Annotated in this window: 22 protein-coding genes; 17 read left to right on the top strand and 5 right to left on the bottom strand. The window is 32.2% G+C overall.

Annotation, left to right across the window (positions count from 1 at the left end; genetic code table 11):
* The first annotated feature begins 140 nt into the window (after window positions 1-140).
* Window positions 141-1265, top strand: coding sequence for a pyridoxal-phosphate-dependent aminotransferase family protein (locus U0D62_RS18985; RefSeq protein ID WP_322288912.1), 1125 nt, complete (start codon window positions 141-143; stop codon window positions 1263-1265).
* A gap of 108 nt (window positions 1266-1373) precedes the next feature.
* Complete coding sequence (locus U0D62_RS18980; protein WP_322288911.1) at window positions 1374-1691, top strand: hypothetical protein; 318 nt, start codon at window positions 1374-1376, stop codon at window positions 1689-1691.
* Window positions 1692-1778: 87 nt separating this feature from the next.
* On the opposite strand, the gene U0D62_RS18975 is transcribed toward U0D62_RS18980, so the two are convergent.
* A complete protein-coding gene (locus tag U0D62_RS18975; protein ID WP_322288910.1) occupies window positions 1779-3071 on the bottom strand; it encodes an amidohydrolase family protein in 1293 nt (430 codons plus the stop codon).
* Between the two features lie 36 nt (window positions 3072-3107).
* Complete coding sequence (locus U0D62_RS18970) at window positions 3108-6095, bottom strand: amidohydrolase family protein (RefSeq protein ID WP_322288909.1); 2988 nt, start codon at window positions 6093-6095, stop codon at window positions 3108-3110.
* Window positions 6096-6245: 150 nt separating this feature from the next.
* On the opposite strand from U0D62_RS18970, the gene U0D62_RS18965 reads away from it, so the two are divergent.
* Window positions 6246-6938, top strand: a complete 693-nt coding sequence (locus U0D62_RS18965; RefSeq protein WP_322288908.1) for a hypothetical protein — start codon at window positions 6246-6248, stop codon at window positions 6936-6938.
* Here U0D62_RS18965 and U0D62_RS18960 read toward each other — a convergent pair.
* Window positions 6933-7997: a DUF3810 domain-containing protein gene (locus U0D62_RS18960; protein WP_322288907.1), complete on the bottom strand. Its 1065-nt coding sequence runs from the start codon at window positions 7995-7997 to the stop codon at window positions 6933-6935. The two genes, U0D62_RS18965 and U0D62_RS18960, sit on opposite strands and share 6 nt — an antisense overlap.
* 187 nt (window positions 7998-8184) lie before the next feature.
* On the opposite strand from U0D62_RS18960, the gene U0D62_RS18955 reads away from it, so the two are divergent.
* From U0D62_RS18955 to U0D62_RS18935, 5 genes are all read left to right on the top strand, one after another.
* A complete protein-coding gene (locus U0D62_RS18955; RefSeq protein ID WP_322288906.1) occupies window positions 8185-9645 on the top strand; it encodes an aminoacyl-histidine dipeptidase in 1461 nt (486 codons plus the stop codon).
* A 256-nt stretch (window positions 9646-9901) separates the two neighbouring features.
* The gene (locus U0D62_RS18950) at window positions 9902-10585 is read left to right on the top strand and encodes a hypothetical protein (protein ID WP_322288905.1); all 684 of its coding nucleotides are present in this window, start codon (window positions 9902-9904) and stop codon (window positions 10583-10585) included.
* Between the two features lie 289 nt (window positions 10586-10874).
* A complete protein-coding gene (locus U0D62_RS18945; RefSeq protein ID WP_322288904.1) occupies window positions 10875-11729 on the top strand; it encodes an alpha/beta hydrolase in 855 nt (284 codons plus the stop codon).
* A gap of 79 nt (window positions 11730-11808) precedes the next feature.
* Window positions 11809-12120 (top strand): hypothetical protein, encoded by a 312-nt coding sequence (locus U0D62_RS18940; protein WP_322288903.1) that lies wholly within the window; start codon window positions 11809-11811, stop codon window positions 12118-12120.
* Between the two features lie 102 nt (window positions 12121-12222).
* Window positions 12223-13653 carry a pyridoxal phosphate-dependent decarboxylase family protein gene (locus U0D62_RS18935; RefSeq protein ID WP_322288902.1) on the top strand — a complete coding sequence of 477 codons (1431 nt, stop codon included), beginning with the start codon at window positions 12223-12225 and terminating at the stop codon, window positions 13651-13653.
* 9 nt (window positions 13654-13662) lie between these two features.
* On the opposite strand, the gene U0D62_RS18930 is transcribed toward U0D62_RS18935, so the two are convergent.
* Complete coding sequence (locus tag U0D62_RS18930) at window positions 13663-13851, bottom strand: type II toxin-antitoxin system antitoxin (protein WP_322288901.1); 189 nt, start codon at window positions 13849-13851, stop codon at window positions 13663-13665.
* A 2-nt stretch (window positions 13852-13853) separates the two neighbouring features.
* Window positions 13854-14708: an SPFH domain-containing protein gene (locus tag U0D62_RS18925; protein ID WP_322288900.1), complete on the bottom strand. Its 855-nt coding sequence runs from the start codon at window positions 14706-14708 to the stop codon at window positions 13854-13856.
* 165 nt (window positions 14709-14873) lie between these two features.
* Here U0D62_RS18925 and U0D62_RS18920 point away from each other — a divergent pair, with 165 nt between their 5' ends.
* The 9 genes from U0D62_RS18920 to U0D62_RS18880 all read left to right on the top strand — a co-directional run bounded on the left by U0D62_RS18920 (window position 14874) and on the right by U0D62_RS18880 (window position 24363).
* Window positions 14874-15677 carry a helix-turn-helix domain-containing protein gene (locus U0D62_RS18920; RefSeq protein ID WP_322288899.1) on the top strand — a complete coding sequence of 268 codons (804 nt, stop codon included), beginning with the start codon at window positions 14874-14876 and terminating at the stop codon, window positions 15675-15677.
* A 72-nt stretch (window positions 15678-15749) separates the two neighbouring features.
* Window positions 15750-17471, top strand: coding sequence for a serine hydrolase domain-containing protein (locus U0D62_RS18915; RefSeq protein ID WP_322288898.1), 1722 nt, complete (start codon window positions 15750-15752; stop codon window positions 17469-17471).
* Between the two features lie 704 nt (window positions 17472-18175).
* Window positions 18176-19207, top strand: a complete 1032-nt coding sequence (locus tag U0D62_RS18910) for a helix-turn-helix domain-containing protein (RefSeq protein ID WP_322288897.1) — start codon at window positions 18176-18178, stop codon at window positions 19205-19207.
* A gap of 88 nt (window positions 19208-19295) precedes the next feature.
* The gene (locus tag U0D62_RS18905; protein ID WP_322288896.1) at window positions 19296-20057 is read left to right on the top strand and encodes a type 1 glutamine amidotransferase domain-containing protein; all 762 of its coding nucleotides are present in this window, start codon (window positions 19296-19298) and stop codon (window positions 20055-20057) included.
* 7 nt (window positions 20058-20064) lie between these two features.
* Window positions 20065-20505, top strand: coding sequence for a nuclear transport factor 2 family protein (locus tag U0D62_RS18900; protein WP_322288895.1), 441 nt, complete (start codon window positions 20065-20067; stop codon window positions 20503-20505).
* A 157-nt stretch (window positions 20506-20662) separates the two neighbouring features.
* Window positions 20663-21757 carry a serine hydrolase domain-containing protein gene (locus U0D62_RS18895; RefSeq protein WP_322288894.1) on the top strand — a complete coding sequence of 365 codons (1095 nt, stop codon included), beginning with the start codon at window positions 20663-20665 and terminating at the stop codon, window positions 21755-21757.
* Between the two features lie 156 nt (window positions 21758-21913).
* Window positions 21914-22399, top strand: a complete 486-nt coding sequence (locus U0D62_RS18890; protein ID WP_322288893.1) for a hypothetical protein — start codon at window positions 21914-21916, stop codon at window positions 22397-22399.
* Between the two features lie 149 nt (window positions 22400-22548).
* On the top strand, window positions 22549-23304 hold the full coding sequence (locus U0D62_RS18885) for an isocitrate lyase/PEP mutase family protein (RefSeq protein ID WP_322288892.1): 756 nt from the start codon (window positions 22549-22551) through the stop codon (window positions 23302-23304).
* Complete coding sequence (locus tag U0D62_RS18880; protein ID WP_322288891.1) at window positions 23305-24363, top strand: bifunctional transcriptional activator/DNA repair enzyme AdaA; 1059 nt, start codon at window positions 23305-23307, stop codon at window positions 24361-24363.
* Window positions 24364-24543: the final 180 nt, after the last annotated feature.

Genomic DNA, 24543 nt, shown 5'->3' with positions numbered 1-24543 from the left:
TGAGCACATAATTAGGTTACGTACCAATCGGAATATTTAAAGAAAGCGTTTTGTCTGTTAATTATAGAAATTAAAAGAACAGGTAAAAATGCTATTTGATCGTATTAATAAAAGTATAAGATTAATATAAAACCTAATGTATGTATACAGAATTGAATACTAGTCAAAGAATATTAATGGGGCCTGGTCCTTCTGATGCCCACCCTAGAGTATTAAAAGCTATGGCTACTCCTTTGATTGGTCATTTAGATCCTGAGTTTGTTACTATCATGGATGAGGTAAAGACGATGGTTCAGGAAACATTTATTACAAAAAATCATTTAACTTTTGTCGTATCCGCTCCTGGTAGTGCAGGTATGGAAACTTGTTTGGTTAATTTATTAGAACCGGGAGATGAGGTAATCATCTGTGTTAATGGAGTTTTTGGAGGTAGAATGGCTGATATTGCAGAACGTTGTGGTGCTTTAGTACATAAAGTAGAAGTGCCCTGGGGAGAGGTGATTACTCCAGAAGATATCAAAAAAGTCTTAGATATTTGTCCTAAACCAAAATTAGTATCTCTGGTACATGCAGAAACTTCTACGGGAACATTACAGCCAATACAAGAAATAAGTGATTTAGTCCATAACGCAGGAGGTTTATTGATGGTAGACGCTGTAACGTCATATTGTGGTATGGAGCTCAAAGTAGATGAATGGGATATTGATGCTATTTATACAGGAACTCAAAAATGTTTGAGCGCTCCTCCTGGATTATCACCAGTTAGTTTTTCTGATAGAGCAGTAGAAGCATTAGAAAATAGAAAGACAAAAGTACAAAGTTGGTTTTTAGATTTAAGTTTGGTTAAGAACTATTGGGATGGTGCAAAACGAGCATATCACCACACAGCTCCAGTATCTTCTGTATATGCGTTACGAGAATCACTACGAATTGTTTTGGAAGAAGGATTAGAAAACCGCTGGCAAAGACATCAAAAAGTACATCAGGTGTTAAAAATCAAATTAGAATCTCTAGGTTTTAGTTATTTAGTAGAAGAACAATATAGACTCCCTAATTTAAATGCGGTGTATTTACCAGAAGGCAATGATGAGGCTTTGATCAGAAATAAACTATTACAGGAGTATAATATTGAAGTAGGTGGAGGGTTAGGAGATTTTGCTGGTAAGATATGGCGAGTAGGTATTATGGGTGAAAGCTGCACATTAAATCATGTAAATATGCTTATTAGCGCTCTTGAAGATATGAAGGAGTTTAGGAAAGGCTGAAAATTAAGGAATTCAGTGAATGATTTTCACTGAAAAAAGGGTAGTGTCATTAGAGAGGTTTTATCAACTTTGTCTAGTAATAATTAATCAACATTTAAATATATTACTATGAGTTCGATTCAAAACGACGAAATGGTTGCTGATATCCTTAATTTCTTTTATCCGGATACTACGATAACGCTTCATGAAATTACTGAAGATTTACGAGAACTAGCTGCAGAAATGTATGCAGAAGCATTAGAAGCATCAGATACGATGCATCTTGTGCCGAGACCAACTTATACACCATCATTTAAGTGGTTGATGAAAGAAGGAGTAAAAGCCTTGTGGAGATCAAAAGGAGGAGATGAAATTTATGAAACTGTAAGAACTACGGTGGCTTTAAAATATAAAAGCAGTTACCATATGGGGAAAATGGGAATTTAAAAGCTAGGATTTATAGCAAAAAAAATGTCAGTTTAAGTGGCTTTCGAAAAACGACTTAAACTGACATTTTATATATTTCATTTAATGTTACTTAGTGTATTTATTGCTATATCGTTTCCATAATTTGGTCTGATGGCTTTCTAAACTAATATCACGCCCTTGAATAAAAGCTTTTTCTAGTTGATTAGTACGCATATCTAAAGCATCGCCAATACTAATAAACAGAGTAGCATCTTTTCCAATTTCAAGTGTTCCTGTTTGATTGTCAATACCTAGTATCTTCGCACTATTGCCAGTAATTAATTGTACAGCTTTTTCTTTGTCCAATCCGTGTGCTGCAACAGTACCGGCCTGAAAAGGAAGATTTCTTGCATTTGCACGTTCCATCTGCCCACTGTTTTGTAAAGCAACCAATACCCCTGCATCTACTAATAGTTTTGCATTTTTGTATGGTTGATCATAATCATCATCTTCATAATTAGGAGTAGTATGCGTTCGCTTTAATAAAACGCCAATATTATGCTGTTTTAATTGAGATGCTACTTTATATGCTTCGTCACCTCCGACGATTACAATTTTTTTAATATTATTTTCTTTACCAAAAGTGATAACATCAAGAATAGCTTTTTCTGTACCTACATGAACATATAATGTTTGGGAACCTTCAAAAATACCTTTCATAGCAAGGTGAGGAAGATTTTCTGCCGCAACTCCAGATTGTATAGAAGCTTTTGAACTATTTATAAAATCTTCTAGCTCTGTAACTTGTTTTGTATAGTTCTTATTGGGTTTAAAACCGGGATCTTCTCCTAACCACCAACGACCTCTTGTAAAGGGTCTTGGCCAGTTAATATGAATTCCTTCATCGATTTTGATAGTAGCATCCTCCCAGTTCCAGGCATCTAATTGTACGATCGATGAGGTTCCAGAGATTCTTCCGCCTCGAGGAGTTATTTGAGCAGTTAGTACCCCATTAGGACGCATACTCTCTACAATTTTACTTTCTGCATTATATGCAATAATACTACGTATATGAGGGTTGTATGCCCCAATCTCACTATCATCATCAGTAGCTCTTACGGCACCTATTTCTACCAGCCCTAATGTCGAATTGGGAGCTATAAATCCAGGATATACGTGTTTTCCGGAGGCGTCAATTACTGTACCTTTAGAACTACTACTTCCTACAGTACCTATAGCTGTTATTTTACCATTTTCGAAAGTAATGATACTATTTTCGATTACCTCTCCATTACCGATATGTGCAGTAGCACCAGTAATTGTAATAGCTTCAGCTTGAGCTTTAGCTGGAGTTTGTTGTGCGATTGTGTTTCCTAAGAAAAAGATACACAATACTATTATGAATATTATTTTTTTCATGTCTTATCGTTTAAACCTTAAAGGTTCTTATTAAAATTAATGAATCGTCTCTAAGGTCTCACACTCCATATGTTGTTTTTCCTTTTTCTTAGGAGGCTGTGTTTTTAAACCACTATTTTTTGCTTTTAGCATCATAGTAGATAACTTATTTCTTTCTGAAGCAATAGATTTTCTTAGCACTTTATCTTTTTCAAGATCAAAGTAGATTGCTCCTTCTATCATCGTTTTTTCAGCTTTAGCATAGATTGATAATGGATGATCAGTCCATACTACCAAATCAGCATCTTTTCCTACTTTTAAACTACCTACTCGGTTTTCTATATGTAAAAGTTTTGCAGGATTAAGTGTTACAAATTTTAAAGCATCTTCTTCGCTTACACCACCATACTTTACTGATTTTGCAGCTTCTTGATTTAAACGGCGAGACATTTCTCCATCATCACTATTAATGGCAGTAACAACTCCTTGATTATGCATAATTGCAGCATTGTATGGGATAGCATCGTTTACTTCATATTTGTAAGCCCACCAGTCTGAAAAAGTAGAACCACCAACACCGTGAGCAGCCATTTTATCGGCTACTTTATATCCTTCTAAAATGTGAGTGAAGGTATTTACTCTGAAATTAAATTTTTCAGCTACCTTCATCAGCATATTGATTTCACTTTGCACATAAGAATGACAACTAATATATCGTTGGCCATTTAGGATTTCGACAAGAGTTTCCATTTCAGTATCCTTGCGATAAGGTTGACCACTCTTTTTACGTTTTTCATATGCTTTAGCACGAGAAAAGTAATCCATATATAATTGTTCTACACCCATTCTGGATTGAGGAAAACGACTAAAACTTTGCCAGTTACTTTGTTTTACATTTTCACCTAAAGCAAATTTTATAAACTTAGGAGAATTGTTGTAGATTAGATTATCTGCGCTTTCTCCCCATTTTAATTTTAGTATAGCAGAACGGCCACCAATTGGATTGGCAGAACCGTGTAAAATCTGTATTGATGTTACTCCTCCTGCTAAATTTCTATAGATATCAATATCATCTGATGTTACTACATCTTCAATAGTAACTTCTGCAGAAGAATTATGACCAGCTTCGTTAATGGCAGCAGCAGCAATATGAGAATGCTCATCTATAATTCCAGCAGTAATATGCTTTCCGGTAGCATCTATTACTTTGGCACCTCCTGTAGAAAGATTTTTACCGATAGCAGAAATTTTTCTATTCTTAACTAATACGTCAGTTTCAGTTAAAATACCGTCGGATTCGTTGGTCCATACAGTAGCATTTTTAAATAGTATTGTTTCGGCCTTAGGTAATTGAGAACTACCATAAGCAATATTAGGGTACACAACAGGTAAAACTTCTGGGGTTTCTTTTTTGTCAGAAGGTTTTTTAGCTTCTTTTTTATCTTTAGCTTCTTCGGGTTTCTTTTTAGCAGTAAATGTAGTTTCTGATCCATTGGAAAGTATTGCTTTACCACTCCAAAGATTTGAATTATTTGCAATGGATGTTACAATTCTGGTATATCGGGTTTTGGTAGTATCAGCATCTGTAAAAGTAATCGTTACCCAATCATTGCTATAGTTTATTTTAGAACCTAGTTTTGTTTCTCCAAGTTTTATTTCGGCTTTAGGTTTAGAAGGTTTTCCTGAAATAGATAAATCATACTTCTTTCCCGCAACAGATAGATCGTATTTTCCGCTAATATCAGTAACATTCATATCATTGACTACATTTTTATTGCCTTGCACCCAATTTTCATAGATTATATTGTCTTTGTCAAAAAGTTCTCCTTTTGTGATCAAGAAGTTGGCATATGCTCCTTTTTTTATACTTCCTAAAACGTTACTTTGTCCTAGGATTTGTGCAGGAACTGTAGTTAAAGCAGCCAAAGCAGTCTTTTTATCCAATCCATATTCAATTGCTTTACCAATTCTTGTTTTAAGATCTGCTACTTTTTTAAGCTTATGAGTAGTTAAAGAAAAAGTAATCCCATTTTTTGATAAAACAGATGGATTACTAGGAGCCTGATTCCAGTGACGCATATCACCCAGACTTACAAGATTAGCCATATAAGGATCAGATACATCATAAGCATCAGGAAAATCTAACGGAATAATATATCTGGCATTGGTAGCTTTTACTTTATCAATTCTGGCATACTCATCACCACCACCTACTAATATAAATTGAGTATTAAATTGGTCTCCAACTTTATCAGCTCTAAAACCATTTACACGGCTTCCAGCTTCAAAAATCTGAGGTAAATTCTTATTACGGTTTAATGCCTCTAATGATAAATCTTTGGTAGCTACATTTCCAGATGCGTACCAATTAGCATCATGATACATCTGTCGTAGTAATGCCATGGACCCCATTAATGAAGTAGGATATAATTGTTTACTTTTATTACTTTTAGAAAAAGAAAATAATTGTGCAGATTTCCCACTAATTAAGCGATCTCCTTTCGTACCTTCATTATTGAGAGCAACTAATAATCCAGTTCCTCTAACAATCCCATCCGGCATATGTGTTTGAACAACTCCAAATCCTTCTTTTATAAATTCTGTTGCCTTTTTACTATTATATTTAAAATGAGTTAAGGCATCTGTTTCTGGGCGGATATGATCATTCCAATAATACCCTTCTCTTGAAGCCCCATATTGTGGGTTTCCGCTAAACGGACTTCCTCCTTTTTGTTTAGGCTTTTCGATACCAAAATTTGTAAAAGGATCAATAAAAGAAGCATAGATATGTTTTCCTTTTAAGTCGATCACCACACTATTTGAAGGAATGGATACAGATGTTCCTACTTGAACAATCTTACCCTTCTGAATAACAAGAGTACCATTTTTGATCTCTGTATCCGGAGTAGTGTGAATAGTTGCATTTTTAAATACGGTGAAATTTGAATCTGTGGTCTTGACTCCGTCGTTTTTTGGAAAATATTCCTGTGCAGACAATGTAAAGCTCCCACATATCACAGTTAGTGATATTAGTAGTTTTTTCATAAGAGTTAGCGTATAAGTGAATTGGTTTTAAAGATAGCTGTTGCCAAAGAAAGTGATTGTTAATTAATAATATTTTAACAAGTCAGACTTTTTTTTGAGGATAAAACCGGATTTTATTATTTAAATTGTGGGAAAATTATACTAATAATCATGAGAAAAACACTCTTTGTTTTAGGAATTATAACCCTGAGTTTTGTTGGGGTGCAAGCGCAACAAACCCAAAGTACTACTGTAATTAGTCCAACCGGAACAGCTATTAGACTAAATACCTTTGCAAAACCAATTAATGAAAAGGTAATAACTGAAGATGGAATTGCTGGAAGTAAGTATCACGAAGAGAAGTATAAAATGGCAACAGTTTATCTTAATGGTAAAGTGATCCATGAATATGCAATACGGTATAATGCATATCACGATGAGATCGAAATCTTAAATGGAGAAAAACCTTTTGCTTTACTAAAGCAAGATGGAGTAGAAGTAGTTTTAAAGAATTATTCGTATGTAATGATGAAGAACGATGTTGGTATAAAAGGATATTTTATTGATTTTAATAAAGATGCATCCACTTCTTTGGTTTTAAAACCCAAAAAAACGCTTAAAAAAGCAGTAGAACCCTCTTCTGGATTAGGAGGAACAATGCCACCAACTTTTACCGAAGATTATCAATATTATATAAAGGATAAATCCGGTAATTTAAAAACAGTACGATTAAAGAAAAAAGACTTGTTAAAGGTGCTAAACGATAAAAAGAGTGAAATTGAGAAATACGCTTCCTCATCAAAATTAAGCTATAAAAAGGAGAAAGATGTTATTAAGATCCTAGATCATTATAATACACTATAATCTCGTTTTATAGTAGTTTACTAATAGTGCAACCATATAACTATAGGTTTCGATGCCATCAGGTTGGTTATTGACCTTTAAATAACTGTCATAAGTAGTTTTAAAAAAGGGTTCAATAGGGTTTTCATAACTATCCCAAAACTCATTAACCTCACGATAATTTTTCCTGATTCCAGGTCTTAATTTCTCAATAAGACATATTGCTTTTTGCTCATCGCGAAGGTAGAGATCATTTAAACAAAATTTTAAAGCAAAAGTAACCCCACTATATTTAAAATAAATATCATCATAATTTATAGTGGTCAAAGCAGCCATGAAATTAGCTTCATTTTCTTTAGCAAATCCTAGCTGATGTGCTTCCTCATGACAACTAGTTGTTGGTGCTTTATAATTAAGAATTAAACCATTCACTTGTGCCTCATTAGTAATAGGGTTTAAGTATCCACTAAACCCCATATAAGTTAACGGAAGACTTAGTATAGAGGTTTTAATACTTTTTGGAGTATAATTTATTTTAGGGAAAATTCCCTTTATTTGATTATATGCAGGAACCGTTTTTTCGAATATTTCATCCTTAGAATAAGGAATCTTTACAGATAGCGTGTCATTAGGTTCCAATTGCTGGTGCAAAGTATTAGCCTGCGCAATAAATTTATTAGTTACAAAGGTTAATTCTTCTTCGGTATATGTATCATTTATTTGGAGAATTTCGTTTAGAGGTAATCGATAATAATTCATCCCCCATAATAAATGAAAAGAAGCATATACAATGGATAAAGTAGCTCCAATATCCAGCAGTACATTTTTCCAATCCATTCTTCTTTTAAAAACTTTTTTGAATAAAAACCTAATCAAAAGAACAATCAATGTTGAATAGAGTAAATCTCCAAAAGAAAAGGGCAACCAACCAAAAACATATCGCAATATTTTAGAAGTGTAGATAAAGATTCCATTACTATAAAAACGTTCAATAAATTCAGGAAAGAAGGAAAGAATCTTAACAATTATAATTTGTATCGGTAGTAATAACGTAAGATATAACTTTGTTTTGGATTGCATATGGTAAATATATTTACAATTATAGATACAAAAAGAAGAATTAAGATTTTTTTATTCGAATATACCAAAAGAATTGAGTTAGAATGTAAAACTCTTACCAAAGAACTATAAACCAGAAACTATAGACTGAAACTCTTGTATTTTGCACTTTAAATTTAGAATTTCGCAATTCTAAATATGATATGATATGAATTCAGAGATACGAGCTCTGGAGCCTAAAGCGCTCTGGAATAAATTTGCAGATCTTAATGCAGTACCAAGACCTTCAAAAAAGGAAGAACGCGTAATTGCTTTTATGAAGGATTTTGGAGAATCCCTGGGATTAACAACAGAAATAGATGCGGTAGGGAATGTTTTAATCAAAAAACCTGCTACTGCCGGAATGGAAGATCGTAAAACCGTAGTGATGCAATCTCATCTGGATATGGTACATCAAAAGAATGCTGATACCGATTTTGATTTTGATACTCAAGGAATCGAGATGGTAATTGATGGAGATTGGGTACGTGCTAAAGGAACTACTTTAGGAGCAGATAACGGGTTAGGAGTAGCTACGATTATGGCAATATTAGAGTCAGATACATTGCAACATCCTGCAATAGAAGCTTTGTTCACCATCGATGAAGAAACTGGTATGACAGGTGCTATGGGCTTAAAAGGAGGCTGGTTACAAGGGGATATCTTATTAAATCTAGATACAGAAGAAGATGATGAAATTGGAGTAGGATGTGCTGGAGGAATTGATGTAACGGCTACTAGAACCTATACCGAAGAAGTAACACCAGAAGGTAAAACTGCATATACTATTGCTGTTACTGGACTTAACGGAGGACATTCAGGAATGGATATTCACAAAGGATTGGGTAATGCAAATAAGATCATGAACCGTTTGTTGTTTGATAGTTTTGAAAATTTTGGATTACGTGTTCAAGAAATCAAAGGAGGAAGCTTACGAAATGCCATTCCAAGAGAAAGTTTTGCTACAGTAGTAGTAGATACTGTACAGACAGAAGCTTTTGAGTTTGAAACAGAAACATTAGTCAAAACAATTAAAAAAGAATTATCAATCGCAGATCCAGATTTGGATATCGAAATAGAACCAACTGCATTACCGGAAAAAGTAATGGATCTTGGAGTGCAAGAAGGTGTGTTAAAAGCATTGTATGCAGCACATAATGGTGTGTACACCATGAGTGCTTCTATATCAGATCTGGTAGAAACATCTAATAACATCGCCAAAGTAACTATTGGAGCAGGAACCGTAACGATTGAATGCCTGACTCGTAGTAGTGTAGAATCTTCTAAATTAGATTTGGTGAATAAACTAAGAGCAACTTTCGAGTTGATCGGTTGCGAGGTAACAACTAGTGGTGACTATCCAGGTTGGGCGCCAAATATGGATTCGCCGATTCTAAAGGTAATGGACGCTTTATACGAAAAAATTAATGGAGAAAAAGCACACGTAGCTGCTTGCCACGCAGGATTGGAATGTGGGATATTAGGGCAAAACTATCCAGAGATGGATATGATCTCTTTTGGTCCAACGATACTAGGAGCACATTCTCCTGATGAACGCGCCAGTATCTCATCTGCACAAAAATATTGGAAGTTTGTACAAGAAATCTTAAAAGAAATTCCTGTTAAATAACCATTCCAAAATGTCACATTGAGTTTATCGAAGTGTGAAATTTGTAATTTTTTAAAAGCCTATTTGTTCAAATAAAACAAATAGGCTTTTTGTTTTTATTTATAACAGATTATATGTTTCTTTAAAAACATATAATAAACTATATCCGTAGATTTAAATGTTTAAAATGCGTTTATAAAAGGTCAAATAAAATATAGGTATATAGTACTAGTGCATATATTTCTAATGTAGGTAATAATTTAGAAAAGGTAGATTAATGACAAAAACAAAAAAGCAAAAACTAATCAAAATATCCGCTCAGTATCTTAGAGAGGTAATTGTCGTTGTAATAGGTGTTTTTATAGCATTTCAATTAAATAATTACAGTGAATATAACAAAGATATCAAGGATGAAAGGAATTCTCTAAAACGAATTTTAACTGATCTACATACAGAAAAAAATTGGCTCGAAAAGGAGAAAAAAGTATTTAAGAAGAAGAGAAATGTGTTAAAAAATATTATCTATAACAACAACAAAAATAGTTTGGATTCCCTCTATCTATATTCAGCGTATCAATACGTTCATTATAATTTTGGGACAGAGTTTAGTACTTTGAAATTTAGTGGTAAATTAAATCTCATCAAAAATGATTCTCTGCGATATTATCTTGTAAATTATTATGAGCTTAGTTATTCATTATACGAAACTCTTGAAGAAGAGCACAGAGCATTTGTTCGAAATGATTTAGTAACTTATTTAGACAAAATAGCCGAAGTGGATACATTATATCTTTATAATTCAAAAATTATTGAAGAAAAATTAAGCGATAAAAAATTGAATAAACTCTTAAAAGAACAAATACTTTATTATGATTTATTAATTCACAAAATAAAAATTCATAGATTAGAAAGGTTAATAAAATTAATTAATACCAATTTAAAAACTATAGGCAATGATTAATAGCTGTTATGCAAAATAACCTTTGTTTTTAGTTTGTTTATGTTATGTAATAAAAACTGAGAAAAAAGGAAGAATCATAGAAGAGTTTAATCGAGTAATAGAATAGTTGATTGGTTTTGATGATTAAAAATCACAAGAGTCTAGTGATAAGAAAATTACTTCTGATTTTTTTCAAAAGAGCAAAATTCAGCCTGAATGCTGAGTTCAGTACCAAAATAATATGTGACTATTGAATAGAAGAAATTCAAACATCATTTATAAAAAAATAGATACCTGAATAACTTGGTCAATGAATTGGCAAAAGAGAGTAAATTTAAAAACGTTAATGACACCAAATAATCAATTAGACCTAAGATCACAACATCCGGATTTTCAATTTTTTTTAGACATTAATGAAAATGAATCCGAAAGAATAAGGAAAAGTTATAACTGCTATTTAGACCTAAAATATGGAGAATCCCCATTACAATCTCTGGATATCTTCCCATCTAATATTCCTAATTCTCCAATCTTGATATTTATCCATGGAGGCTATTGGCGATCATTGGATAAGAAGAGTTATAGCTTTGTGGCCGAACCTTTTATTAAGAACGATATAACAACCTGTATTATTAATTACCGCCTTATTCCAACCGTTAATATGGAAACGGTTTTGAGCGATATCGCTGCTTCTATACAATGGATTCAAAAAAAAGCTTTTCAATACAATGGTAATTCAAATGAGGTTATACTTAGTGGGCATTCGGCAGGTGGACATCTCGCTTTAATGACCTATTTAATGAATGAGAATTTAAGATCAAATATCAAAGCAATTTACAGCCTTAGTGGGATATTTGATTTAGCGCCAATTAAAAACAGTTACCTCAATGAAGTTTTACAATTGAGTCAAGATGATGTAGAAACTTATAGTGTCTCAAATAAGGATTTGTCTCATTTAAAATGCCCTGTCTTACTTAGCGTTGGATCCAACGAAACTATTTTTTTTATTGAAGAGTCTAAGAACTTATATACTAAGAATAGATTAAAAGCATCCATAGAATATTATGAATATCAAGAATTAAATCACTATCAAATAGTGCATAAATTGGGGCAAGAAGACAGTTCGTTGGTAAATCTAATATTAGAAAAAATAAAGAAACTATAGTAAAGAATAAACACCATTAAAAGGGACATTTATTCAGGCTATTATATACTATTAATGAAACTACAAATAGATTGAATAAATGATAGAAAATTGGAAGGATACAGTTTTCGGCTCTGATTTTGGAAGTGACTTTTTAGAATTAGTTGAAAAAATAGAAAAACAATATTTGAATGGATACTATAAAGAATCTAATTTTTTATTTAACCCCAAAGATGATTTAGGTGGAGATTGGACAGTTATTTCATCGGATTTGCGTATTAGAAATATCCCAAAAACTATGTTAAAAAAAGTAGAAGGAGAAAAAGTACTTAAACCTGATAATTTTATCGAAGGAATTCCTCCTGGTATTGATAACTTATTTCAAGAATTATTCGATACAAACGAGGAATAAAAATAAACACTCAATAGTTTGTATTAAGCATATACTCCCTTTGAGGAGCAAAAGTACCATACAAGAAACGTAATAGGCAAGCAAACAAAAAAATAGCAATACATGAATACAGAATCAGAAAGATTTCGTGAATATGCTCACCAATTTGTTGATTGGATGGCAGATTATATGAACGATGTTGAACAATATCCAGTAAAATCTCAAGCAGTACCAAAAGAAGTATATAACCAAATTGAAAATCGCATTCCAGCCGAAGGAGAAAGTATAGGAGAGATTTTTGACGATTTTAAAAAAATTATTATTCCAGGTGTTACCCATTGGCAAAGTCCCAACTTTTTTGCCTATTTTCAAGCAAACACAAGCCCTCCTTCAATATTAGCCGAAATGCTAATGGCTACTCTTGGAATTCAAGGTATGAAATGGGATACTTCGCCAGCCTCGACCGAGCTCGAAGAAAGAATGATGGAGTGGTTAAGAGATGCTATGACCATCCCAAGGGACTGGATAGGTGTAATTCAAGATTCTGCTTCAACAGCAACCTTGGCATCCATTATAACAGCAAGAGAGCAAAAATCTAATTATCAGGTTAACAAAAAAGGATTTAATGGATACACGAATTTTAGGGTTTATTGCTCAGAAGAAACACATTCTTCTGTTGAGAAAGGAGTGAAGATTGCGGGTATAGGAAAAGAGAACCTTGTTAAAGTACCAACAGGCGATAATCTCGCTATGGATGTAGATTTATTGCTTGAATATATAGACCGTGATATAGCCAATGGACATCACCCGTTATGCATAATTGCAGCCCTGGGAACGACTGGAACTATGGCTATTGATCCATTTGATAAGATACTTCAGGTAACTAAAAAATATAAAATATGGCTTCATGTAGATGCTGCCTATGCCGGTTCGGCACTTTTATTACCAGAATATCAAAACTTGATTGCTGGACTTGAGCACGCAGACAGTTTTGTTTTTAATCCACACAAATGGTTGTTCACAAATTTTGATTGTACGGCATATTTTGTGAAGGATAAGAAAGCATTGGTTAATACGTTCTCTATTTTACCAGAATATCTCAAAACCAAGAATGATGGATTAGTCTCTGATCACTGTGATTGGGGGATTCCATTAGGAAGACGCTTCCGTTCTCTTAAGTTATGGTTTGTGTTACGCAATTTTGGATTGAAAGGATTGCAAGAAAAACTTAGGCTTCATATTGAGTTGGCCAAATGGCTCGAAGGCGAATTAGTTGGTTCTCCAGAATTTGAACTGGCAGTTCCCAGAAGCATGAACTTGGTTTGTTTTTATTATAAACCTTCTACTTTAGGGAACATTACAATTGATGAACAGAACGATCTAAATGAAAAATTCTTACATCATCTGAATAGTACAGGTAAAATTTACCTCACTCACACAAAGGTCAAAAAATATTTCGTACTCAGAATGTCTATCGGGCAAACCAATGTCGAACGCAGCCATGTTGTCAAAGCATGGGAATTGATAAAAAAGACGGCTAAAGAAATTTCATAGCAGAATCAATTATTCCTTTGGATCGCTATTTCTTTTGTTTTGAGGCTTTTTTGGTAATCTTTTAGCTTCTTTTAAACTTTTATTTATAATCCATTCAATCTGACCATTAACGCTACGAAACTCATCATCTGCCCATTTTTCTATTTGTTTAAAAATATCGGGATCTATTCGAAGTACAAATGATTTTCTTTTACTCACAGTTAGGAATTTAAAGTTCCAGCATTTACCACTGGTACAGCCTCTTTATCACCACACAAAACTACCATTAAATTACTGACCATAGAAGCTTTTTTATCATCATCAAAATCAATAATATTATCTGTAGATAATTTATCCAAGGCATCTTCTACCATACCAACGGCTCCTTCAACTATTTTTTTTCTGGCAGCTACAATAGCAACCGCTTGTTGTCTTTTTAGCATGGAGCTTGCAATTTCTGGCGCATATGCTAAATAACCAATTCTAGCTTCCATAACCTTTATACCAGCAATAGCTAAACGTTCAGTAATTTCATTTTCTAAAGCTTCGTTTACTTCGTCCATTCCTGATCTTAAAGTAAATTCTGCTTGCTCATCATCAAAATTATCATAAGGATAAGATCCCGCTAGTTTTCGAACAGCAGCATCAGTTTGCACTTTTACAAACTCTTGGTAATTATCAACATCAAAAGCCGATTTGTAAGTATCCGCAACTTGCCAAACTAAGATTACATTAATCATAATTGGGTTTCCAATTTTATCATTCACTTTTACCCTCTCACTATCAAAATTTCTGGCTCTTAATGAAATTTTTTGTTTGCTTAAAAAAGGATTGGCCCAAAAGAATCCGTTTTCACGAACAGTCCCTTTATAAGCACCAAATAAGACTAGTACTTTAGAACTATTCGGGTTAACGATAAAAAAGCCTTTTATCATTAAAATTATGAAGGGCCCAAGGATAAAAAATAAAGGATTTTCGAACATTAATAAACCCGCCACCATACTAACAATTGTGACTGTTAATACAAGAAGCATTACATAACCATTAGTCGCTTTAATTTGAGTTTCTTTTTTCATAATGATATTATTTTGATATCACAATAATATTAAAATAATTTGAGATTTACAAATTGTAGATATGTTTTGCGTAAAAAAAGTGACTAACAATATGTATATTGCATAAGGATCCTTTGGAGGGCAAACACAATATATAAGGGACTTCATGTGCAAATTTGATAAAAAATGAAAATCTTAGCTAAGGGTACATATTATGGAGCTATGCATGCTGAACAGCAAATGAATGGCGTATTATTTTCAGAATATGATTACTTGACAAAGAAAACTGATTGGCACTTTCATGAGAATCCCTATTTCATGTATGTTCTTCAAGGTAATTTATATGATGTAAATAAAAGATGTAAAACAACGTGTCCTTCGGGTAGTTTTTTACTTCATAATTGGCAAGAACCACATTTTAACTCAAAAGAATCTACTCAGGCAAGAGGATTTCATATTGAATTTGAAAAGAATTGGTTTGAAAAGAATAACATAGATATTGATCTATGGGAAGGTAGTAAACTAATAAAGAACCCTAAATTGCATCATATTTTGGCGAAACTTTATGCTGAATTCAAATACGCAGATGCTTATTCTGAAATTTCAAGTGAACTCTTAATATCTGAGTTGTGCCAAAACATAGAAAAAGAAAAAATATATTGGTTTGAAAAGAATCCGCCTTGGCTTGTATCTCTTATTGAGATTATTCACCTACACAAAGAACCGTTTAATTTAAAATCTCTTTCTCAACAGTTAGGAATTCATCCAGGGCATTTATCGAGAGCAATACCAAAATATTTTTCCACAACTCTTGGGGATTATATTCGACAAGTTAAAATTAAGAGAGCTATTGATCTTATGCTTTCTTCTAATGCATCGCTTTCTTCTATTTCCTACGAATGCGGATTTTCTGACCAAAGCCACTTTTCCAGAACCTTTAAAAGATATATGGGAATGATGCCAAAGGAATTTTATAAAAAATGCCGATGATGTTAATTTCATTCTATTTTGGTATTTATTTCTAGGGTAGATTTACACTTTAATCATTAATATCGATCTTACATGAGAAATTTCATTATCGTTCCTCTACTAAATATAATTTTTATAGTAACGGCATCATGTGCACAAAGTGGTAAGCAAAACTACGAAGGAGAATGGGTAGGTTTTTTGCCAAATAAAAATAGTTTCAATTTTCAGGTATCAATAGAAGAATTGAAAAATAATCATTACCATCTTACCATAGCTAATGATAAAAAAATAATTGATGAAAATTTAGAATCTTCTGACAAAGATCTTGTACAATTCAATATAGATAAACAGCTATTCTTTAATTTAGAGTATGATCAAGATAGGCAAGGACTATCGGGGTTTATTAAATCTGGAAAGCTTTTATACCATGTTAACCTAAAGCATATAGGTAATCAAAAGTTTACTGGAGCCTGGAACGCTTTTATGGTGGATAATGGATTACAATCTGATGATATTCTCCTATACATAGAAAATATGGAAGATGGCAGTCTAGCTGCCTATCCTTTTCTAGGAGATCAAAGGTTTAGAGGAACTTGGACCAGTGGTTTTAAAATGAAGGGAGATACACTTCTATTCAGAGATGGTAATACCGGGTTTAATTTTCGTGCTAGGTTATTAGTGAGTAAAATTGATCTTGAGATCTTATTAAGTGATGTTTTAATTACTAAGACAAGTTTAACACATACTAATGAGGGCTGGGAATATAAAACCGATCCAATTAATCAATCCCAAAACACAAATACACCTAAACAATTAAATGATGGCTGGTCCGTGGATAATATCGATAACTTTGGGATTGAGAAAAGTGAATTAATTAGACTCATTGATAGTATTCACGCTAATAAGTTAGTAAACACGCATAGCGTTCTTATAGCTAAGAGGAACAAACTTATATTCGAAAACTACTTTGATGGATTTAATACAAACATCCCTCATGACCTACGATCTGCATCAAAAAGTATTTCTTCAGCAATGATAGGGATAGCCATTGATGATAAAATTATAAAAAGTGTTGATGAGCCGTTATATGATTTCATCACTAATGATTATCAATACACCAAAGATGCATTAAAATCTACTATTAAAATCAAAGATCTGCTAACCATGAGCTCAGGATTAGATGTAAATAATTTGGCATCCGAAGATTATTATCAAGACCCTGGTCGATCAAAAACATGGCTACAAACTGTTTTAGAAGCGCCTATGGTAAAAAAACCAGGAACTTATGCCGATTATGGATCTGCAAACCCATTTTTACTTGGCATATGTTTAAGTGAACGGTTGGGAAAACCACTTGAGTTCTACATGGATGAAAAGCTTTTTGCCCCTTTAGGTATAACTAATTATATCAATCAGACAGATGATACAGAAATGACCCCTTATTTTGGAGGAGGAATTCTCTTAACACCAAGAGATTTACTCAAATTTGGTCAACTCTATCTCAATGAAGGTACATGGAATGGGAAACAAATTATTTCAGAAAATTGGATTGCAGAATCATTTAAGAAACATATGCGCTTACAGGATGTAAGAGATAAAAACGAGTATGGTTATTTATGGTGGCATGACACTTATTTAATCAATGGAAAATCTATAAAATCTATTGAAGCAAGAGGAGCTGGCGGGCAATTTATTTTCATAATTCCAGAGTTAGAATCGGTGGTGGTAATCACTTCAGGAAATTTTAGGAATGGTAAAGGTAACCAATCAAGGAAAATTTTAAGAGAATTCATATTACCAGCAATAATAAATTAAAAAGTCATACATATAACATATATAATTAATTGGAAGTTCTGTGTATAGACAAAACACTATGGATTTCTCCTTGGATTGCTTTCTTTTATTAACTTAGTTCCAACCAATACAATTAACTATATACAAATGTGTTGGTAGCAACCTTAAAGAATGGAGATAGAATTATAGCATTACTTTGACTTGTTTATGCAACAATACCTAAATATAAGTAATGAAGCTAAACAATTTATACGTTCTATTTTGACCTTGAAAAATGTGTAAAGTTCAGAGCAATATAACAAGGCTTTAATTTGACTCGACAAACCAGTTTGCAACTATCAATAGGTTCAGATTATACAGGGAAAGTAATTAGTGAAATGGGTTGTTTTACTGATAATAACAAAGTGTTGATAACATATTTACCAACAAAAGAAACTGATGCAATATATTTGATAATTGGAGATACATTCATTCTCTTTTCCTACTTTTAGTATAATAACATTTAGAACAAAAAAGAGCAAAAATATAGTAGATATTGAAACTCATAAAATGTTAAGCAGTGTTACAGGATATATTAGAAATAACGATTTAATCGTTTTGTCAAAAATGAATTTTATAAATTTAATAACAGTACCAAACTAAAAATTAAATAATTTTGGACTTGTAACGGTCAATAATGCGAGACCGTGATAATCAATTACATTACCATACAAAACTAATAGTAAGTGGATTTCCAAAATCAGATTATCTTTTTTTTAAGTGCTTTAGGAGCATTTAACGGTTTTCTACTTTCGTTCTATTTTGCTCTAAAAACGAAAAAGAAAAAATTCTCAAATTATTTTTTGGCATTACTGCTTTTAATGTTAAGTATCCGAATTGCTAAATCTGTTTTCTTTTATTTTAATCCACAACTGGCAAACATTTTTATTCAGATTGGACTTTCGGCCTGTATTTTAATAGGTCCGTTTCTATTCCTATACCTAAAATCTTATACAAATGAAGGAAAAGTAAATTGGAAAATTCACGTGATTCCATTTTTGGCGGGAATAACCATTTTAGGTATTCTTTATCCATATGTAGAGCATAGAACTATCTGGAGTAAGTGGATTGTAAAAGGTATATACCTTCAATTATTAGTTTATATTGTTTTGTCTTTCAAATTTGTTAAACCGATTTTTAAAAAAGTAAAGGCAAAAGAAAGTTTGAAAAATATAGATCTATGGTTACTTAGTATTTATTTTGGTAATATTATTATTTTGTTGACATACGTAATAGGAGCTTATACATCCTATATAGCAGGAGCTTTGTCATTTTCGTTTGTTCTGTACTTAATTATTTTACTTTTTGTTTTCAAAAGCAATAAAGAATCTACATTTTTTAATGATAAGGAGAAATATAAAAATAAGGAGATTGATCAAGAAATTTTAAAACAAATTGAGCATAAACTTTCTATGATAATTGAAAAAGAGGTGTTTTTAAATCCTAACCTTACCATCATTGATGTTGCAAAAGAAATAAATATCTCTAAGCATACACTATCTCAGTATTTAAATGAAAAATTAGATAAATCTTTTTCGACCTATATTAATGAATTTAGAATAGAAAAATCAAAAAAACTTTTAGAGACAAAAAACAATTATTCTATTGAAAGTGTAGGTTATGAAAGTGGTTTCAACTCAAAATCGACATTCTACACTACTTTTAAAAAACTTGCTGGGCAAACACCCGCTGAGTATAGAAAATCTAAGGTTTTTTAATCCGGTTTTATAAATCCGAACTTCGGTTTTATCATTTTACACCTTCTTTTTAATTGCATTAGGCATCTTTGTTTTAAACTTTAAGATAATGCAAAAATTAGCCCTCAAGCTCTTAATCATAACAATATTGATTGGCTGTTCAAAAAGAAATGAAAGTGAAAAACGAATATTGATTGTAACCTCCAATCAACATACATATAGAAACACCAAAATCAATGCTTCAAATCACTTTGCCGAAATTGTTTGGGCTTATGATGTTTTTGTAAAAAATGGTTACTCGGTTGACTTTGTTAGCCCTAAAGGAGGAGCGATTCCTATAGGTTATATTGCAACATCTGATTCTATTCAAAAAAAATATTTATATGACAATGCATTTATGAATGTAATTAAAAGTACCAAACAACCTAAAGATGTAAACCCTCTGGATTATAAAGCTATATACTATAGTGGAGGAGGAGCAGCAATGTTTGGGGTAGCAGAGAATTCATACATTCAAACTATAGCAGAGTCAATTTACAATGCAAACGGAATTGTTTCGGCCGTGTGTCACGGAACCGCAGGTTTAGTAAATTTAAAAGATGAAAAAGGTATTTCGCTCTATCACAATAAAAAGATTAGCGGTTATCCTGATGTATTTGAAAACAAAGAAGCAACTTATTACAAATCATTTCCTTTTTCAATAGAGGAAAAAATAAAAGAAAACAACGGCAACTTTTTATACTCAAAACAACGAAATGATAATTTTTATGTGATAGATGGAAATTTTATTACAGGACAAGATCCATCAGCAACAACATCTGTTGCAGAAAAGGTTGTTGAAGCTTTAGAAAATCAAAAAACGAACAAATAATCAAAAAATGAAAAAATCAATCCTAGCAGTAGTTTTATCAATCACCTTGACATCTTTATACGGTCAGGAAGAACAGAGTAACAGAGAAATACAAGAAATTTCAGAAACCTTAATGTTGTATATTGATGGTACGGCAAATGGAGAGCCTGATAAGTTAAAAAAAGCATTCCATGCTGATTTCAACTTATATACAACTACTAATGATAGCTTATGGATACGTTCAGGTAAAAAATATATTGCCAATGTAAAAGAAGGAGAGAAATCCAACCGAATTGGTCGTATAATTTCGATAGATTATGAAAAAGATGCTGCAATAGCAAAAGTAGAAATCATAATCCCTAACTGGCGAATTTTTACTGATTACTTTCTATTATTAAAATATGAAGGAAGTTGGAAAATAGTACATAAAAGCTATACTTGGAGAAAATATCCTAAAAATGAAAAATAATGAGAGGTAACATTGTATATAAGGAAAATATGATGGATTTAGATATATCTGAATCCGCCCAGAATTGTCAATACTTGTGACTAAACAAAATATTAACATATAAAAATACTATTTGGCATTATAATAAATCCAACAGTTAGTTAAGCTAGAATAAAATATGAAGCAAACAATAGTTTTAGCTTTTTTGATTCTTTTCTTTGGATGTAAACCAAAAGGAAAATCTCAAAATGAACCACTAAAAAACCTCAAAACCTTAAAGGAAATAATAGATGAAGAAATTTCAAATTTTTTAAAACCACCATATACCGCTTTGTCCGGAGTTGTTTATGTAGATGGAGAATCATATCAATTTCATTTCGGAAAATTAATCAATGAAAAACGAGCTAATAATGAAACACTTCACGAAATAGGTTCTTTAACCAAAACCTATACAGGGATCATACTTTCGCAAGCAATTCAAGATAAAAAGGTTGACCTTAAAGATGATATAAGGATGTATTTAGACGGGATATACCCGAATTTAGAATTGGATAATGGAGCCTCTATTACTTTACAGCATTTGATAACCCACACTTCGGGACTTCCTATGAATATTAATTGCAATAGTTTAGATCAAAAAATAGATGAACAACTACTATGCTTTGAATCCTTTACCAAAGAAGATTTTTTTAAGGAGTTAAAACAAGTTGAGCTAATTGATAACACAGGTAAAAATTATCACTATTCAAATACCGGGATACAATTAGTAGGTTATATATTGGAAAATATTTATCAATTATCAGCTCAAAAATTAATAGAGAAGTATGTTTTTTCTCGATCTGGAGAACGAAATACTCTTTACGCAGTAAACAATGCAGAAAATATATCTATAGGTAAAAATAGTGATGGAACTCCTGTACCCTTAATAAATGGGTTTTATAAAAATGCAGGAGGATTAAAATCTACTACAAATTCAATGTCGAATTACATTAAAATGTACTTAGAGAAAGATGATCCTGTGGTCAAAAGAACAATGAACCGGTTAGGAGGAACAAATCAACACGGAATAGCCTTTATCTGGAATACTTATAATTATGATAAGGTAAAGAAAATGTTGTATCATAGTGGAGGTACCTTTGGTCATTCTTCTTGGATGGCTCTTTATCCTAATCAAAAAACGGGTGTTTTTTTGGTAACCAATGTTATGACAACTGAATCCCAAGGGGATCTGAATGAGTTGTCAAATAAAATTATGGATAAATTAATCAAATAATTAAAAGTAGATATTAAAATAATGTTCTCTATCATAAGGCACTAAAAGACATAGTATATAAATTTCACTGAAAAAAGGGGTATATCACAATATTATTACGGTTAGTTTTGAAGGATTGATAAAAATTACTTACAAACTAAATTTTAATAAAAGGATATGGGAGATATACGTAAAGAAGAAATAGATCAACAAATAAAAATCGAACTTTTAGAATCCTTTGATTTATTTGCAAATCCTGAGTATACCGGTTACGACCCTTTACATCCGGTTTCAAAAATTATTTTTTCTGCGCAAGGAGAAATTACCTCGCCACCAGATTTAGAATTTATGGGATATGGTGGTGGATCAGAAGGAGAATCATTCAGTGACTGTGGAGGAATTAATTTAGAGTCGTTTTTTCCTTTAGATAGTAAAGGAGAATATTTTGAAAGTGATGAAGAAGAATATATTGAGAAATGCTTTAAAAATGCTTGTTCTGCTGTATTAACAGGGCTTAAATCCGTTGCTAATAGTGATGAGTTTAAAAAAATACCTAAAGATGGTCCGGTAATATTTGTATTAAATTTAATCGATCAAACAAGTAAAGTAATTTGCCGAATTCACCCGAATGGAGAAGTAGAATTACCTCCAGAAAAAGAGTAATTACCTCTAATCATTCAAAAAATATTATTTCGGATACTTTTATGAATTAAAGTGAGAAAATTAAAAATCACAGCATAAAAAAATACGTGTCCAATTTTCGGTTGCTCACTAAATTTCATCGTCGGTACTTTGTGTCAAATTGTAAAGAGATGAAATTTAAAAACTTACACAATCAAAATGTCCCTTTGTTCATAGGGAATGTTTGGGATGTGCCAAGCTCAAAGACTGCTGAAAAACTAAAATTTCAAGCAATAGGAACATCAAGTTCTGCCATTGCTACACTCTTGGGGTATCAAGATGGCGAAGAAATGAAGTTTGAGGAATTGGCATACTTTGTAAAACGAATTGTATTAAATACAAATCTTCCATTATCAGTTGACTTAGAGTCCGGGTATAGTCGTAATCCAAAAGAAATTGCTAATTATATTAAAGAATTAGTTGATTTGGGTGTTGTAGGGATTAACATTGAGGATAGTATCGTTGAGAATAATAGAACTTTATTGAATCCAGATCAATTTGCTCATGTACTTTCTAAAGTAAATGAAATACTTCAAATAGAAAATATTGACATTTTTATAAATGTAAGGACAGACACGTTTTTATTAGGACAACCAAACGTAATCGAAGAAACTAAAAAACGAATCAGATTATATGAAAAGGCAGGTGCTAATGGGATTTTTACACCTTGTATTGAACAGGCCTCGGACATAAAAGAAATTGTAAATTGCACAGATTTACCTATCAATGTAATGTGTATGCCAAACCTTCCGGATTTTGACACTTTAACCAAGTTAGGAGTAAAACGGATTAGTACGGGAAATTTTCTGTTTGACAAGATGTATAGTCAGTTTGAAAACACAGCAAAGGAGATATTAAATCAAAAATCATTTAAATCTATTTTTTAAATGCGAATCACAGAAAATAAAAAGATAGATACATATTATGAAGCATTGTTAGAGAGAAAACAAAGCTTTGTTGGAATCTTTTTTGTAGGGGTAAAAACAACGTCTGTTTTTTGTATTGCCACTTGTAGAGCAAGAAAACCCAAAAAAGAAAATGTAGAGTTTTTCACTACATTCAAGGATGCATTAGATAATGGTTATAGGCCCTGTAAAGTTTGTAAACCCACTGAAAATGCTAACAAAGCTCCTGCGCAAGTTGAAGCGGCAATTATGCTAATAAAAGAAAACCCAAAAGAAAAAATTACAGATTATCAACTTCGTAAAGAAAATATAAGTCCTGAAGCAGTAAGAAGATGGTTCAAGAAAAATTATGGTATGACTTTTCAAGCATATCAGAGAATGTATAGAATCAATAGTGCCTATCAAGAGCTAAAAAAAGGAAAAAACACGACACATATAGCTTTTGATTCGGGATATGAATCATTAAGCGGCTTTGGTTATACTTTCAAAAAAATCATAGGAAACTCACCACAAAATATCACCAATAAAAATATCATTTTAATAAACAGGTTAACAACTCCGTTAGGGCCAATGTTTGTTTGTGCTACTGAAAAAGGTATCTGTTTATTAGAATTTGTAGATAGACGTATGTTGGAAACAGAATTTAAAGATTTACAAAAACTTTTAAATGCAAATATTATTTCTGGAGAAAACGAACATATTAAACAAGTCAAAAAAGAGATTGAAGAATATTTTGGAGGTAAAAGAAAAGTTTTTGATGTAAAACTTGACACACCCGGTACGGATTTCCAAAATTCGGTTTGGGATGCTTTACAAAAGATTGAATACGGAAAAACAACAACGTATCAACAACAAGCCGAAAAAATCGATAACCCAAAAGCAGTTAGAGCAGTTGCTTCTGCGAATGGTCATAATAGGATATCAATTATCGTTCCTTGTCATAGAGTCATAGGTAAGGATGGGAAAATGATAGGTTATGGCGGTGGAATAGAAAGGAAAAGATGGTTGATTGAACACGAGCAGAAGAACATCAGGGCATAACAAATAAGAGTTTATTAGATTATGAAAATTAAAAAATCGACCAAATCGTTGATTGGCATTTAAACTAAAATAGTAGCATTCTTAAAGCAATCTGAATTTCATTTGACTTTATCTTACATAAAACAGGAAGCACTAGTGATAAAAGCAGATTAAAAAGTAGCTTTTATCACTAGTGCATTT

This window comes from Aquimarina callyspongiae (assembly GCF_034322225.1).
Taxonomy (GTDB): domain Bacteria; phylum Bacteroidota; class Bacteroidia; order Flavobacteriales; family Flavobacteriaceae; genus Aquimarina.
The sequence above is the reverse complement of the archived record's forward strand: the minus strand, read 5'-3'. Positions and strand labels throughout refer to the sequence as shown.